At 69.9% G+C, this 15,838-nt stretch carries 11 protein-coding genes; 5 read left to right on the top strand and 6 right to left on the bottom strand.

The features are described 5' to 3' along the window. Nucleotides 1-302 precede the first annotated feature (302 nt). The 4 genes from ACZ50K_RS33885 to ACZ50K_RS33900 all read right to left on the bottom strand — a co-directional run bounded on the left by ACZ50K_RS33885 (nucleotide 303) and on the right by ACZ50K_RS33900 (nucleotide 8,817). Nucleotides 303-2,297, bottom strand: coding sequence for a hypothetical protein (locus ACZ50K_RS33885; RefSeq protein ID WP_468910457.1), 1,995 nt, complete (start codon nucleotides 2,295-2,297; stop codon nucleotides 303-305). Between the two features lie 232 nt (nucleotides 2,298-2,529). Then, a complete protein-coding gene (locus ACZ50K_RS33890; protein WP_468910460.1) occupies nucleotides 2,530-3,315 on the bottom strand; it encodes a C40 family peptidase in 786 nt (261 codons plus the stop codon). A gap of 199 nt (nucleotides 3,316-3,514) precedes the next feature. Beyond that, the gene (locus ACZ50K_RS33895) at nucleotides 3,515-6,307 is read right to left on the bottom strand and encodes a COG1361 S-layer family protein (protein WP_468910462.1); all 2,793 of its coding nucleotides are present in this window, start codon (nucleotides 6,305-6,307) and stop codon (nucleotides 3,515-3,517) included. A 188-nt stretch (nucleotides 6,308-6,495) separates the two neighbouring features. Then, on the bottom strand, nucleotides 6,496-8,817 hold the full coding sequence (locus tag ACZ50K_RS33900; RefSeq protein ID WP_468910464.1) for a transglycosylase domain-containing protein: 2,322 nt from the start codon (nucleotides 8,815-8,817) through the stop codon (nucleotides 6,496-6,498). Nucleotides 8,818-9,603: 786 nt separating this feature from the next. Between ACZ50K_RS33900 and ACZ50K_RS33905 the strand changes: the two genes are divergently transcribed. From ACZ50K_RS33905 to ACZ50K_RS33925, 5 genes are read left to right on the top strand one after another with little or no spacing between them, the layout of a single operon-like run. Continuing rightward, nucleotides 9,604-12,096: a sensor histidine kinase gene (locus ACZ50K_RS33905; RefSeq protein ID WP_468910467.1), complete on the top strand. Its 2,493-nt coding sequence runs from the start codon at nucleotides 9,604-9,606 to the stop codon at nucleotides 12,094-12,096. Next, a complete protein-coding gene (locus ACZ50K_RS33910; RefSeq protein ID WP_468910469.1) occupies nucleotides 12,093-12,578 on the top strand; it encodes a roadblock/LC7 domain-containing protein in 486 nt (161 codons plus the stop codon). Before ACZ50K_RS33905 ends, ACZ50K_RS33910 begins: the two co-directional genes overlap by 4 nt. Before the next feature lie 32 nt (nucleotides 12,579-12,610). Continuing rightward, the gene (locus tag ACZ50K_RS33915; RefSeq protein ID WP_468910583.1) at nucleotides 12,611-12,937 is read left to right on the top strand and encodes a DUF742 domain-containing protein; all 327 of its coding nucleotides are present in this window, start codon (nucleotides 12,611-12,613) and stop codon (nucleotides 12,935-12,937) included. A 24-nt stretch (nucleotides 12,938-12,961) separates the two neighbouring features. Next, nucleotides 12,962-13,552, top strand: coding sequence for a GTP-binding protein (locus ACZ50K_RS33920; protein WP_468910472.1), 591 nt, complete (start codon nucleotides 12,962-12,964; stop codon nucleotides 13,550-13,552). 1 nt (nucleotide 13,553) lies between these two features. Beyond that, a complete protein-coding gene (locus tag ACZ50K_RS33925) occupies nucleotides 13,554-13,922 on the top strand; it encodes a roadblock/LC7 domain-containing protein (protein WP_468910474.1) in 369 nt (122 codons plus the stop codon). A gap of 16 nt (nucleotides 13,923-13,938) precedes the next feature. Here the strand turns inward: ACZ50K_RS33925 and ACZ50K_RS33930 are convergent, their stop codons facing one another. Together ACZ50K_RS33930 and ACZ50K_RS33935 are read right to left on the bottom strand one after the other, a co-directional pair. Beyond that, nucleotides 13,939-14,346, bottom strand: a complete 408-nt coding sequence (locus ACZ50K_RS33930) for a PAAR domain-containing protein (protein WP_468910476.1) — start codon at nucleotides 14,344-14,346, stop codon at nucleotides 13,939-13,941. A 43-nt stretch (nucleotides 14,347-14,389) separates the two neighbouring features. Continuing rightward, nucleotides 14,390-15,820, bottom strand: coding sequence for a COG1470 family protein (locus ACZ50K_RS33935; protein WP_468910479.1), 1,431 nt, complete (start codon nucleotides 15,818-15,820; stop codon nucleotides 14,390-14,392). Nucleotides 15,821-15,838 lie beyond the last annotated feature (18 nt).

A 15,838-nucleotide genomic window follows, 5' to 3' on the forward strand; every position in this document is an offset into this window, starting at 1 on the left:
CGCGGTGCTGACGCGACGGCGACTTGATCAAGCAGACGGTGGCAGACTGACGGCACATCGAAGCTCCGACTGAGAACGGCGACTTGGCAAGGTCACCCGTCTTCAACCGGAGCTTCGTTGCATCCGTCGCGGCCCCCGAACCGATCGTCACACCCCTGTGACCAGGCACACCATAAGATCACCACGACTTTGAATCAGCCCTGGTGTACGGCTGCGTCACCCCGCTCGAAACCAGAGCCCTGACGACCCACGACCTCACGCCCGCAGCGTAACCACCCCCTGTCCAGGATCAGGGGGGAACTTCACAGTAGACCCTCGGGGGCAGCAGGCCCTCCGTGCAGTCCGAAGACCGCTGGCTGCCCCTCTCCGTTGGTCAGCAGCATTCCCGTATCGTCGTCCATCAGCACGATGTCTTGGCTCGACTGGATGGCCGTGAAACTCCGTCCGCCCCAGCCCTCTTGCGCGCAGAGGCCGTCGAAGCCCTCGGCCACTGAATCGACACTGTCCTCGAGCCGCTGCGCGATCTCCTGGTCGAACGTCGTGATCTTGAGCCCGCCGGGTGTGTGGACCGCGTAGCCCTCCCAGACAAGGTTGTTCGGCGCACTCGCGCTGCCCTCCGGCGACAGGTCGAACTCGACCTTCCAGAACGACGTAGCGTATCGCTCGGGCCGCTGGGCAGTGGCAGTCACATGGAAGGTGCCGGACTGAGCGATCTCGGTGTACTGGGCCAATGCCAGATCCAGCAGGTCGTTGGGGCCGGCCGCCATAATGGTCAGGTTGCCGTCGAGCCGCGGTCCGCCGTTCTTGAACCAGCGCTGCGCGACGATGCGGAAGACATCGCTGCGGTCCTGGGGGGTGAACCGACCGTGCTGGAGGGTGCCCCGGACGCCGTTGAGGGTGACGTCCGCGGTCCTGTCACCGGGCAGGAAGGAGTGGACCGTCACGGAGCACTGCCCCAGCTGGGCCTGCCGGACGTGCCGCGATGCCTCGTCGAACATCGTGAGGAAGTGCTCGCGGTTGACATCGTCCACTAGGATCTTGCGGTTGAACTGCTCGGCAAGGTGAACGGTGAACGCCCCGATCGCGGCGGTTTCTCCGACATAGGGAAGGACCTTCGCGGCCGTCGTGGCCTTGACGTTCGAGCGGACCGTTTCGGCCGCGACCCGCCCCGCTCGGGTTACGAACTTGGCGGCTGCCGCCACCCCTTCTTCCGTGTCCTTGCCTGGCGGCTGCTTGGCCGAGTCGTATTCGTAGAACCGTCCGATGTGCTCGCGGACCCTCCGAGGGTCCTTGGACGCCTCGCTCGCCACGGCACGTCGGGCCAGTTCCTGGACCGTCTCGGAGACGACCACCAGGGCTGCGCTCACCGGTGCGGTGATGGGCATGAGGACACCCGTGGTACCAACGGCGGCCAGGCAGATGCGCATGCCGAGGACCAGTCCTTCCATAGCCACTAGCAGCCCGTTGACCACGGGGAAGGCGGAGGCGAAGTTCCCCCGCATCTGGTCCCGTGCATGGCCGCTTGCCCAGGCCTCGCAGTGCCGGGCCGCGCGGACCACAATGTCGGCGAGCGCTGCGTAGGAGTCGACCAATGCCTCCCATGCCTCTTGGACCTGCCGGGTGTGGGGGGCGCTGCCGCCGGCGGGGCGGATCAGCATGCGGAGGGTGCCCTCGGCAGTCAGGACCTTACCGTAGGCCGTCTCCAGCTCCTGCCGAACCTTTTTCACCTCGTGCCATTCGGCCGCCACATCGACCTTGCCACCCTGCGCGGTCGCGTCGCCGAGTGCTCGGTAGAGGTCCATGAATTTCGGTTTCATCTCCTGGGTATGCGCCGCCAGCCAGGCTTCGATCTGGGTCAGGTGGGTCGCCTGGATGTCGCTGCGGACTGCGGTCTTGGTCCTTTCACCGCTCACCCATTCCTCGAACCGCCGGCGCTGCTCGTCGCGACCGCTGCGCCAAGTGCTGCCGGCGGTCTTCTTGGACCGGATCTCTCGGGCTTTCCATTCGGCCTTGGCGTTCTCCAGATCCGTCCGGAACTGGGCGAGGGCCATGGACCAGAAGGAGTCGAGGGACTTGGAGTCGAACCACTGCCCGTAGCCCTTATTACGGCGCTCGGCGGTCAGCGCGAGGTAGCGCTCGGCCCGGTTGGAGTTGTAGCGGTCGAGCATCCAGCTTGCGAACAGCGTCCGCCATTGGGGCTTGGCGGAAGTGGTGAGTTCCTTGAGGGTAGAGGGTGCCCGGTCGGCAAGGGCAGCCGGGGAGGCCATGTCGCGAAGCCATGAGTAGTTGTCGGGCACGGGAGTCCGCCTTTCGCGATGTAGCGCCGGTAGTTGTTCGTAAGAATCAGGCCGGATCCGTGCCGCTTCCCATCCCTTTCGGCCAGCCTGGTGGGTGGAGATCGGAAAGCCGGGGCTCGGGCCACGCTGTTCCCGGCACTCGGATATGTTCCGGGCGGCACTGGGGCGCCGCGGCAGGATCTTCAGCGCGGCGCCCCGGTGGGGCACCCGGTCATGGGAACGGGCCCCGTGCCTACAGGACGCGGACCGCGCCGGTGGGCGGGGACCACTTCATGCTCTGCTTGGCCACGCCGGTGCGGGGGTTCTGCGCTCCGATGAACTCGCCGTTCCCGACGTACACGGCGACGTGGTATGCGTTCCCGGCGGACCCCCAGTACAGGATGTCGCCGGGCCGCAGGTTGCTGAGCGAGACCTGGGTGCCGCGGGTGGACTGGGCGGCCGCCACCCGGGGTAGCGAGACGCCGACCGAGGCGTACGCGCCGCGCACCAGGCCGGAGCAGTCCCAGGAGTACGGTCCCGAGGCACCCAGGACGTAGCTGTCCCCCCTCGCCGCGCTGGCCCGCATAAATGCGACCACGCGTTCGGCCGCCGAACTGTTAGGCGCGGCCACCGGCTTGGCAGACCTGGCACCAGTCGACTTGACTGCGGACGTCTTCATCGCCTGGGCGGCCGACGGCTTGGGGGCGGCCTTGGGCGTCTTCGTCATCTTGGCTGCGGCTCGGTTCTGGGCCTGGGACCGGGCCGCCCGCTGCCGGTCCGCGGCGCGGGATTCCCGCGCCCGTGCCTGCGCGGCCTCGCGTTCGGCCTCCGCCTTGGCCAATTTCGCTTCCTTGGCCGCCAGCATGGCGGACTGCTTCTTCTGCGCCTGCTGCTGGTAACGCAGAGCCATGGTCAGGACGCTGTCCGAGACCTCCAGACCGGCCGGGACCTCTCCCAGCGAGACGGCCGGCATCTCGATGGTGGATTCCTTCCAGGGGGATCCGGCGGCGTGCGCCTCGACGGTGCCGGTCGTGGCCACGGCTCCGAAGAGTGCGGTCGCCGCTCCGGCGCGCAGGGAGGCCAGGGAGCGCTGAGGGCTTCGGGCCTTTCGATGTCGGCGCTGCCGTCCTGTTCCGGCGTACGGGTCGCCGGGGTGGGTCGTCGATGTTGTTGGGGTCGTGGGTGGGTGAAGGGACATCAGGTTCTCCGATGCGGGGTTCGGGCCGGGTGGTGGCCGTCTATTCCTTGCGTCGCCAGGCGCAGAGTGCGACGACTCCGCCGACGCCCAGGAGGGCGAGGGCCATGATGCTGAGGTTGCGTGCCTGTGATCCGGTCTCGGCGAGGGGGCCGGTACCGTTCTCCTCGCCGGACGGCTGGGTCTCCTCGGGTCCGGGGACCGTCACTTCGGGAGCCGGCTCCGTCTGCGGCGGGCTGGACGGGGTGGCGGGGTGGCTTTCGGAGGGCTCGGGTTCGGGGGTGCCCTCCGGGGGTGCCGGGGCGTCGGCGTCGACCTGTACGGCCGCCGACGCGCAGGTTTCGGACGTGCACGGGCTCGGGTCCTTGACCGCGGAGGTCAGCGCGGTGACCGCGAGGACGAGGTCCTTCTTGTCCTTCGGGCCGACAGCGATGTTGAGGTCGCGTGACTCGCCCAGGCGGATGTTTCCGATCTTCCAGGTGCCGGTCCCCTGGTCGAGGGCGCCGTCGGAGTCGTCCGTCGTCTCCTGCGCGTTGCGCGGGAGGGCGAGGACGGCTTCGGCGGCCTGCGCCGTGGAGGGTCCCTTGTTGGTGACGGTCACGGTGAACGTGGTGCGCTCGTCGGGGGCGACGGATCCGGAACGGGCGGTGACGTCCACGTCGAGGTCGGCGCTCTGGGTCACGGCCACGGCTGCGGAGGCCCGGTGGGCCGGGGCCGGGGGCTCCGAGCCCGGGGTGCCGTTCGGGTCCGGGGTGGTGGCACCGGTGAGGGTGGCCGTGTGGACGAGGTCGGGTACGTCCACGGGTGCGATGCCGGTCAGCTTGAGCTCGGCGGTGGTGCCGGGAGGCAGGGATCCGGCCTTCCAGAGGCCCTGCTCGGGGTCGAAGGTGCCGAAGGCCGTCTCGGCCTTCCGCAGGACCGTCCCGTGGGGGAGGTTGCCGGTCACTTCGACGGAATGGGCCGTGGACGGGCCCGCGTTGGATACCGAGACGGTGTAGCTGATGTCGTCGCCCGGCTCGGCGGTGGCCTTGTCCGCGGCGACGCCCACGGTGAGCGCGGCCTTCTGGGTCGTCTTCACCTCCGTGCGCGCCGTGTTGTTGGCGGTGTTCGGGTCGGGGGTGGCCACGGCGGTCACGGCGGCCTGGTGGACGAGCACGTCGCGGTCCACTGGCACGGTGCCGGTCAGGACCAGCTTCACCGAGGTGCCCGAGGCGATCTCGCCGACCTTCCAGAGGCCGTTCGCCTTGTCGTAGTCGCCGGTGTCGGACTGCCCGGAGTCCAGGCGCATGCCCTCGGCCGTGCTGGTGGTGATCTCCACGCCGCGGGCGCGGGTGGGACCGTTGTTGGTCACGGTGACCGTCTGGGTGATCTCGTCCCCGGGCGCGGGGGAGCCGGCCGGGGCGGAGTCCATGGTGACGGCGAGATCGGCGCTGGTGTCGACGCCCGAGGTGAAGGCGGCGTGGTTGTTGGCCGGGGCCGGGTCGTCGGTCTTGGAAGTGACCGCGGCACGTGCCGTGAGGGTGTCCTCGTCCGTGAGGTCCGAGGGCGCCTTGCCCGTGATCTTGACCGTGGCTTCTGCACCCTTGGCCAGCGAGGGGATCGCGCAGCTCAGGGTGGTGCCGGTGGGCGTGGCGGGGCAGGTCCCGCCGGCCGCGGTGACGGTGGGGGCGGTGAGGCCGTCGGGAAGGGTGATGTCGAGGGTGTTGCCGACCGCCGTGTCCGGACCCCGGTTCCCGACGCGCACCGTGAACTCGGTGGGGGCGCCGGCGACGCTGTGCTCCTGTGCGAAGGAGCCGCTGACTTCGAGGTCGGCCGCGGCGAGCGTGATGGCGGCCGATCCGAGTCCGGCCGACCGTGCCATGCCGGGGAGCCAGTCGTAGCCCAGCCGCGGCTGGAACTGGATCTCCGTGCCGGGTGCGGTCCCGTTCTCGACCTTCACCTGGTAGGAGACCGTGGCCTGCGACCCGGACTCCATCCGGCCGCCGGTGGTGCCGGAGGCGCCCGTTCCCAGGCGGACTTCCAGCACGCCGTCCTTGAGGGTGGCCCGGTTGCCGGCGGACGCGGAGTCGACGGTGACGCTGCCGGGCACCAGCGAGGTGCCGTCGGGCACGGCGGCCCGGTAGACGGCGTTCTCCAGGCGGTCGCCGCCCTGGTGCAGCACCGAGCTGGTCAGGGTGACGGCCGCGCCCCGCTGTACGGCCCGGGTGTCGGCGGAGGTCGATCCGCTGACCTTGGGGGCGGGTTCGAAGCTGACGGAGTCCACGAAGTTGCCCGCGGTCGTCCTGCCGGAGGCGGTCCAGATCGGCCGGAGCAGGATCCGGGTGGTGGTCTGCCCGGCGGGGACCACATAGGTGCCGTACCACTCGCCCCAGGCCTTGCCGTCGGCGATGCGCGGGTCGCCGGGGGTCTTGGCGTTCAGCGGGACCTGCAGGTTGAGGTCGCTCACCGAGGCCTTGCCGACCGCGACGTGCATGGTGTCCACGCCCTGCTGGCCGCGGTGCGCCAGGCGCCAGGCCATCGTCTCGCCGGGTTCGGTGACGATGTCCTGGTGGATCATGTTCGAGCCGGACCCGTTGAGTTCCAGGAACTGGTCGCCGCTGTGGGAGGGAACGGCGGGGCCGGGGTCCCCGCCGGTTTCCCCGCTCTTCCAGAATCCGAATTTCGGATTCGAGTCGACGCTGCTCCAGCCCGGTATTTCACCGACGGGAACCAGTCCGGTCCTTCCGGCGGGCTGCTCGAAACCGCCGTTGATGAGGCGGGCGGCAGCCGCCGTGGAGGTGCCTTCCGGGCCGCCGTCCATACTGGCCATGGCGTACTGGAAGGCAAAGGTGGACACCAGAACACCGGCTGCGCCTGCCGCCAGAGCGGCTGTCCGGCGGGATCTGCGATGCACTCTTTTCGCCATAGAGAATCCTCAGCAAGTTTATATGGGAACGAAATAAATACGTCCACATCATGCGAGAATTTCTCTGAACAATCACTGTCCGGGCGGGCAATCATTCGGCCGTAAAGAATGCGGAACGGTCAGCCGCGCATACGTCCGCCCTCGCCGCCCCGGCCTCTGTTCCCCGAGGGCGTGCCGGACTGCTCACCGCCCTGGGACGGGTCCCCAACCAACGGGTCCTCCGGCGGCGGTGCGGGGTCGGACGGCTCGGGATCGCCCGGGTGCGGGGACCGCACCGGAGGGCTCGTACCGGGGTCGGGCTCGGGGTCGGGGCCGGTTGTGGGGTCGGGGCCGGGGGACGGGTCGGTGGTAGGAGGCGGCGGCGGGCTGGACGGCTGGGTGGGGGTGGGCGCCGGGGACCCCTGGGTCTTCGGGGTCTCCTCCTTCTTGGTGTTCCGCTCCTTCACCGGATCGTCACCGGAGCCTTCGGGGGCCTGGAACTTCTCCACGGGCTCCCCCTTGAGGGCGGCGCTCATGTACTCCGTCCAGACCCGGGCCGGGATGTTTCCACCGCTGGCGGGCTTGCCGCCGAGCGTCTCCATCGCCAGCCGGGCGTGGCTGTCGGGGTCCTCCCGGAACACCCGGACCGACGTGGTCAGCTGCGGGGTGTACCCGACGAACCAGACGGCCTTGCGCTCGTTGGTGGTGCCGGTCTTCCCCGCCGCGGGCCGGCCGAGGCGCTTGACCGTGGGCGCGGTGCCCACGGGGTCCTCGATGACGCCCCGCAGGACGTCCGTCACCGTGTCCGCGGTCTGCGCCGTCAGGACCCGCTTCGATTCCCCCTCGGGAAGGGCTCGGGCGTGGCCGCCCTGCTCGGCCTCGGTGACGAGGACGGGGGTGCGCTGGTTGCCGTGGTCGGCCAGCGTCGCGTAGGCGCCCGCCAGGTCCACGGCGCTGGGCGCGGAGACGCCGAGGGGCAGCGCCGGTACGGCGGTGAGCTCCGGGGTGTCCTCCGGCAGGCCAGCGTCGATCATGGTCTGCCGGACGCGTTCCAGTCCGACGTCCTCGGCGAGCTGGGCGTACGCCGTGTTCACCGATCGGGCGGTGGCCTCGCGCAGGGTGATGGAGCCGTAGGACTTGCCGCCCTGGTTGCCGGGCGAGTACCCGCTGCGCTCGACGCGGGCGCCGTTGTTGCCGTCGTAGCGCGATGCGGGAGTGATCTCGCGGCCGCGGCTGTCCTTTGCGTGGTTCTGGAGGGCCGAGGCCAGGACCAGCGGCTTCAGGGTGGATCCGGCCTGGACGTCCCGCCGGGTGGCGTCGTTGACGAACTGCTTGAGGTAGTTGGGCCCCCCGTAGAGGGCCACGACCTTGCCGCTGCTGTTGTCCACCGAGGCGGCACCGGCGCGGACGTGCTGGTCTCCGGACCGGCTGTCGGGGGCTAGGCGGTCGATCAGTTCCTTGTCCACGGCCTTGACCAGTTCCTGCTGCCGGTTCTTGTCGATCGTCGTCCGGATCGTCCAGCCGCCGGAGGCCAGTTCGGCTTCGGTGATCGGGGTGTGCTCGGTCAGGTAGCGGCGGGCGGCGTCGACGAGGTAGCCGGCCTGGCCGCCCAGCCCCTTGGCGGGTACCGGGTCCCGGGGCTCGGGGAAGCTCAGGCCCGCCCGGTCCGCGGGAGTCAGCCAGCCGCAGTCGACCATGCCGTCGAGGACGTAGTTCCAGCGGGCCAGGACCCTCTCCCTGTTCTGGGGGGACTGCTTGACGTCGTAGCGGCCGGGGGCGTTGAGCAGGGTGGCGAGGTAGGCGCCCTGGGCGGCGTCGAGCCGGTCGGCGGGCACCCCGTAGTAGGCCTCCGAGGCCGCCTGGATCCCGTAGGCGCCGCGTCCGTAGTAGTTGGTGTTGAAGTATCCGGTGAGGATCTCGTCCTTGGACATCTTCTGGTTCACCTTGATGGCGATGAAGAGTTCCTTGACCTTGCGGGTGAGCGTCGTGTCCTGGTTGAGGTAGTAGTTCTTCACGTACTGCTGGGTGATCGTCGATCCGCCCTGCCGGGATCCGCCGGTGAGGTTCGCCGTCACGGCCCGTGCGATGCCCGTGGGGGAGACCGCGGAGTCCGTGTAGAAGGTCCGGTCCTCCGCGGCCAGGGTGGCGTACTGGGCAGCCCGTGAGATTCCGCTGAGGGGCACGCTCTGCCGGTGCACCTCCCCGGTCTGGGCGATCGGGGACCCGTCGCTGTAGAGCCATACGTTGCTTTGGGCCACGGCGGTCTTGTTCGGGTCGGGGATGCCGACGAGCAGGTAGCCCGTTCCGAAGGCACCCATCGTCAGCAGTGTTCCGCCGAGCAGGCTGAACAGGACGGTCTTGCGGCTGGGTATTCGGAGCCGGCGGCGCGCGGCGTACACGCCCGGCTCGGCGGAGGGCCCACCGCTGCGGCGGGGGCGACGGTTCACACGGCGAGCAGACATAGATCCGACGGTAGGAGCTTCGGGCCTAACCGGTGGTTTCCCCTGGCCTAGCGGCTGCGGTGCCGGCCGGCGGTTGCTCCGGACCGGTCCAGGCCGCACGGTCGGAGTCACTCCCCCCTCCCGAAAGGCGGACCGATGTACTACTCCAGCTATCCAACCGACTGGTCTCCCCCGGTACCGTCGCCGACCCGCGAGACTGGTACGCCCCTGTACGACGCGCTGCTGGCCGAATGGGCGGCGTTCGGCCGCTACGGACCGGGCGTCGAGGAACTTCCCTGGCACGCGCAGCCGCGGCCGGCCCTCGAAGCATGGGCGCACCCCGTCGATCCAGCTCTGTGGGGAAGTCCTTCGGGACAGACTGCCGACCCTTACGGGCCCGGATACGGGTCCCATCGGGCAGCGTACCGGGGGTTTTAGGGCTCCGGCAGGGCCCAGTCGTCCTCCCGGCAAGCCGTCGGCGGCAGCCGACCGGCCCCTTTCCGCTCCCCCGGACGTCCCTCCGATCGGCTGATCGGCTGATCGGAACCGCTGCGTAGCGTCGGACGTGGGCATGCAGCGCATCGAACGCGTGCATGGGGCACGGACGCCTTCGGCATCGGCGTTGGGGCCACCCGTCGGGCAAGCGGAAGTGGATCGATCATGCGCTCGGACAAAGATCGCGGGCGGAAGCCGGACGCCTCGGCGCCCGTCGGGGCACGCCGGGACCGGTCCGCCGGGAAGGGCAGTGGGAGCGGAGCCGACTGCGGCGATGCCCCGCAGCGCTGGGCGGGCCTACGCCTGGGAAGCATGCGGGTACGTACCCGGCTGTGTGCCGTGATGGCCATTCCGCTGATCGCGGCGACCGTCCTGGGCGGCATGCGGGTCCAGGACGCCCTGGCGGAGGCCCATCAGTACGAGCGGTTCCACGAGACCGCCGGCCTCACCCGCACCGGTACCGAGCTCATCCAGCAGCTCCAGCGCGAGAGCAACCTGGCCGTCGACCCGGGGGCGCGGAAGGACGCGGGCCCGGCGGCCGTCGAGCAGGTCCGCAGGGACACCTCGGCACTGGCCGCCCGGTTCAACCAGGAGGCCGCGCGGGCGCCGCAGTCCGCACGGATGCGGCGGCATATCGAGTTCATCCACGCGGCCCTCGCGAAGCTGCCGGAGATCCGCGCCATGATCGACAAGGGTATGGACGGTCCGAAGGCGGACAGTGCCTACCTGAGCATGATCATGCCGCTCCTCGGGGTGGACAACGAGCTCGACGGCGAGCTCAACCAGGCCCATTCCCAGGGCTGGGCCCTATTCAGCCTCACACTGAGCAACTCGATGCTCTCCAGCGAGCGTTCGCTGATGGCCCAGGCCGTCAAGTCGGGAACGCTCGGGCCGGACCAGAAGGCCGCCCTACTCGCGACGGTCAAGATCCGTGACTTCACGGCCCAGGAATTCCGCATGGCGGCCGCCGGGCCGGAACTCGCCCGCTACGAGCGGATCGCGAAGGAGCCGTCGACCGTCCAGTCCGAGGCCGCCCTTCAGCAGCTACTGAAGGCCCCGGCCGACCTGAGCAAGACGGACGGGCTACCCGCCAACTGGTACGAGGACATCAATGCCCGGATCACCCAGGTGGACCGGCTCTCCATGGACATGTCGGCACGACTGATCGCCGAGAGCCAGACGAACTACGACACCGCGCAGGACCAGGCCCGCACGGACGGCGCGATCACCGCAGCCCTGCTGCTGTCCGCGCTCGGCCTCGCCTTCGCGGTGTCCCGCGGTATCTCCGCAAACCTGCAGCGGCTGCGTGAGTCGGCCACACAGATGGCCGAGGTGCAGCTGCCGAAGCTGATGCACGAGCTCCAGCACAACCGGCCCGACGAAGTCGACCTGAGCCCGGTGCCAACCGGCGTCACCACGGAGGACGAGATCGGCGAGGTCGCCGAGGCCTTCGACGCCGTCTACCGGGAAGCCGTCCGGCTGGCCGGTGAGCAGGCGCGTCTCCGCGAGTCGGTGAGCGCGCTCTTCCGCAACCTCTCGTACCGCAACCAGTCCCTGGTCCAGCGTCAGCTCTCCCTGCTGACAGCACTGGAACAGAGCGAGAACGACTCCGGTCAGCTCCAGCGGCTCTTCGAGCTCGACCACCTGGCCACCCGGATGCGCCGCAACAGCGAGAACCTGCTGGTGCTGGCCGGCGGCCAGCCCGTGTCCCGGCCGACCCGACCGATGCCCCTGCTGGACGTGCTGCGCACAGCGATGTCCGAGGTGGAGCAGTTCGAGCGGGTCGCGCACATGGCGCTGCCGCCGCTCTGCGTCGCCGGCCGCGCCGCGAGCGACGTGGTCCACCTGGTCTCCGAACTGCTGGAGAACGCGCTCATGTTCTCCAGCCCCCGGTCCGAGGTGCAGGTCAGCGCCCAGCAGCTGCCCGACCAGCGGCTCCTGATGGAGATCCGGGACTTCGGCATCGGGATGGAGGAGGCCCGGCTGACCGAGGCCAACGCCCACTTCACCAACGGCAGCGAACTGGCCCCGGACGCCTCGGAGCAGATGGGTCTGTACGTCGTGGGCCTACTGGCCCTGCGGCACGGCATCGAGGTCAAGCTGCGGGCGTCCCAGCCCGGCACGTCGGCGTTGGTCATCCTTCCCGCCGAGCTGGCCCTTCCGCCGGTCGGTCCCGCCTCCGTCGCGACCGCTCCCGCCTTCTCCGGCACCCCTGTGCTGCCCGCAGCCCCGTCGGCGTCCCCGGACCTGGTGTCGACGGACCGGAGCGGCGGTTCCGGCCCCCTGCCGACGCGGCCCGCACCGGCCGTGCCCTCAGCGCCGGCCGCACCTGTCCCGCCGGTCCCGTCGGCTGCTCAGGTCCCGCCGGTCACCCTCCCCGAGAGCGCCCGGGTGGACACAGTCCCCATCCCCCAGCTGATCACCGATGCCGCCGCCGCTCCCGTGGGCGACGAGGCACCCAAGGACACGGAGTTCGGCGAGCCGGGCGCCTGGTCCGCCACGGCCGTGCCGCCCGCACCCGACCTCCCCCTCCGTGTCCCGATGGCCCACCTGCGGCCCGGAAGCGCGGATGCCATGACGGTGTCCGGCGAACCGCAGGGACCGCCCCCGCAGGACAGCCTCCCGTACGGCGCTCGGTACGACCTCCCTCAGCGGGCCATGCAGTCCGGTCCCGGAGTGGGGACGAGCCAGGCCGACCGGATCCGTGACCGCCTCGGTTCCCTGCACCAGGGAATGGCCCGCGGTGGATCCGAGGAACCCGGTTCCACCGGTGAGATGTACATCCCGAACGGAGTGTCCCGATGAATGAACTGACGGGATCCACGGCCGGGTCCCCTGGTGAGCTCGACTGGCTGGTGGCCCGGTTCATGGAGCGTGTGGTGGGCATCCGGTCCGCCGCGGTCGTCTCATCGGACGGTCTCCTCCTGGCCTGCGGCTCCCGGCTCCCCTCCGATGCCCAGCAGCTCGCAGCGGTGAGTAGCGGGATCGTGGCCCTGAGTCAGGGGGGTGCCCAGATTCTGGACCTGGGGACGGTGCGCCGGACGGTCGTGGACATGTGGCACAGCACTCTGGTGGTGATGTCGGTGTCCGACCGGGCCCTGCTGGCGGTGCTCACGGAGGAAAACTGCGACCTGGGTGTCGCCGGTTACCACATGTCGCGTCTGGCCCGGCAAGCCGGCAACGCGCTCACCCCGGACCTGCGGGGTGCGTCGACCGGCCGCGGCGTCGCCGCCGTAGTGGGGGCGTCGCCGCCGGGGGCGTCCGTACCCGATGCGGCGGGGCCGTGACGGCGCCGGCCGCCTGGGCCCAGGACGAGGCGGTGTTCGGTCCCCGTCCGTACACGCTGACCAGGGGCCGGACTCACGCCAGCTGGGATCTGCGCCTGGAGACATTGGTGCATACGACAGCGGCCGCCTCCGGTGGCTGTGTCTCCCCCGTCCCCGAGCACGAGGCGATCTGCGAGCTCGCCCGGTCACCGCGTTCGGTGGCGGAGCTCTCCGCCCTGCTGCGGATCCCCCTCGGCGTGACACGCGTCCTGGTGTCGGACCTCGCTGACAGCAGCCTGGTCTACGTACACGAAGCCCCGGCCGAACGAGCGGCCACAGATCTGCTGGAGCGGGTCCTGCACGGACTCGACCAGATCTGATGTGCTGTGGAAGGAAACAATCGGATGACTGTCAGCACGAAAAGCGTCGCCTCGGCGAAGATCGTCATTGCGGGCGGCTTCGGTGCCGGCAAGACGACGTTCGTCGGCTCGATCTCGGAGATTAAGCCGCTGCGCACGGAGGCCGTGATGACCTCGGCGTCGGAGGGGGTGGACTCCCTCGCTCACACGCCGAACAAGAACACGACCACCGTGGCCATGGACTTCGGGCGCATCACGATGGCGGACGACCTGGTGCTGTTCCTCTTCGGAACGCCGGGGCAGGACCGTTTCTGGTTCATGTGGGACGACCTGGTGCGCGGTGCGGTGGGCGGGGTGGTCATCGCCGACACCCGTCGGCTGGCCGAGTCGTTCGGTGCGGTCGACTACTTCGAGAACTGCGGGCTGCCGTACGCCGTGGCCCTCAACCCGTTCGGCGGGGACCGCACTCATACGTGCGAGGAGGTGCGCGCGGCGCTGAGCCTCGCTGACTCGGTACCGGTGGCCTATGCCGACGCCCGCAACCGGGCCGAGGTACGGAACATGTTGATCGAGGTCGTGCGGGAAGCGATTCGCTGTCGCGACGCCGCACTGCCCGGCACTGTCGAAGGGACCTGAGATGCACGACCGGATCACTGCGGGAACACCCGACCTCGATGCACTGCTCGCCAGGGCTCCCGGCATGATCAAGGCGGTGCTGGCTGCTCCCGACGGGCTGGTGTCCGCCACCACTCACCGGTTGTCGCCCGAGGCCGCCGACCAGCTGGCGGCGCTGGCCACCGGGCTGTCCTCACTGTCGGGCGGTGCCTGCCAGCTGTTCGGCGGGGGCGGTGTGAGCCAGGTGCTGGTGGAGACCGGCGGTGGCCTGCTCTTCGTGGCCCCCACGGCGACCGGCGGGTCGCTCGCCGTCCTGGCGGAGCCGGACTGCGACGTCGGCTCTGTCGGCTTCGAGATCGCGCTGGAGGCCGAGCGGCTCTCGGCGGGCTGAGGAGGCCCGCCGGAGGTCACCCGATCAGGACCTGGTGGGCGCGCAGCGGGGGCTGCACGGTCCCGTTCGCCGTGGGCACGGGATCGCTGCAGGTGAGTACTTTGTCCTGGGCTCGTACCGCAGGCCGCCCGCCGATCAGGACCGATGCGCTCCCCATGGTCGCGGTCCCGGTGTTCGTCGGCGGGATTTGGAAGACGGTGTTGGGCGGGGGGATGTGGGGCGGCTGGATGGCGACGGTGCTGCCGACCGTCGCCGCCGGACTGCCGCCGATCAGGACCTGCGGGCAGCCGCCGCCGGTGATGGCGGCTGTAAAGGGGAATACCATCATCGTGGGCACCGGTCCGGTCGGTGAGGTCACGAGAACGATGTGCCGGTCGGTACCGGCGACCCGGTCGCCGATACGGGCCGCGGGCTTGCCGGGCACGGTGTTTCCCTCTCTCTGGCTGGGTGGTGGGTCGGGCGTCCGGTCAGGAACCGGCGCGGGTGATCTTCCGGGCGGACAGCTGGACGCCCGGCTTGCACGATCCGGTCTCGCTGGAGCGGCAGTCGACCGCGAAGACGATCCGTTCGCCGGCCTGGAACTCCATCGGGTTGATGTAGTGAACCTGCTGGCTCCCCTTGGCAAGGGGGAAGGTGAGGAACATAGAGCCGTTGCGGCGTATCTCCACCTGGCCGGTCTCGCCCTCGGGGACCTGGAGGATGATGTCGCTGACGCTCATCGTCTGGTCCTTGCCCACCGTGTATGAGGTGACCGTGTAGCGCGGCGTGCTGGATTCCTTGATCTTGGCGTCGCCGAGGCGGATGCTCACGGTCTCGATGTCTACTACATCCGCTGTCCCCGGACCGGTGCCGGTGCCACTGCCGTTGCTGGTGCCGTTCCCCTCATCGGTGTTGCCGCCCGCTCCCTTGCCGCCGTCGGTCCCCCCGGCAGAATCGTTGCCGCCAGTGGAGTCGCCCTCGGTGCTCTTGCCGTCACCGGTGTCGCCGCCCGCTCCCTTGCCGCCGTCGGTCCCCCCGGCAGAATCGTTGCCGCCAGTGGAGCCGTCCCCGGCGGTCTTACCGTTGCCGCCGGCGTTCTTGCCCCCGTCCGGTGCCTCTCCCCCGGCCTGGCCGTTCTCGCCCTGCGTGTCCTCCTCCTTGCTCGTCGCGTTCGACTCGGGGGCGGCGTTGAGGATGGTGGGACCGATCACCAGGACGAGGACGACGGCCGCGGTGAGCAGGGTCAGCACCTTGGGCAGCCAGCGTGGCAGCAGCGGCGGCTGCACCAGGACTCCCTGGGTCTGTGTCCGGGTGCCGTCATCGGTCAGAACGGTGATCTCCACCGGATGGGACTTGGCCGCTCCGGTCAGGAAACGCCGCCGCATCCGCATGCGGACCGGTACGAGGCGGGTGGTGCCGCCCTCGACCGTGAGCCGGGCAGGCGTGAACCCGAAGGTGATCTCACCGCTCTCGTCCCCGCCCATGAGCTGCACGGAGACAGGACCGTTGCCGACGTTGTCGATGGCGAGCCGGCTCCGGGCCGATCGCGCGCCGCGGACCGTACGCGGTACGAGCTCCGCTGTGACCTCCGCGTATGTGCCGACCTCCACCGAACCTTCCTGCACGGTGGAGCCTTCGGTGTCCTCCTGCGCCATGACCCGCACGGCGTAGGTCTTGGTGCCGCCGGACACCGCGGCGGATCGGGGCGGGCGGAAGACCACCTGGGCCACCGCGTCCTCCCCGGGAAAGACATTCACCGAAGCGGGCTCGACACTGATCCAGTCCGTGCCGTCCCCGAGGATGTCGAGGGCGAAGGTGTCCACCACCTGGCCAGTGTTGTAGAGGCGCACCTCGCACACAGCGGTGCCACCGGGCTCTACGAAGATCTCTGATTCGTCCAACGACGCGATGACTCCCATGGACGTACTATCGGGGCC

It is taken from the genome of Streptomyces sp. NPDC033845 (genome assembly GCF_055576225.1).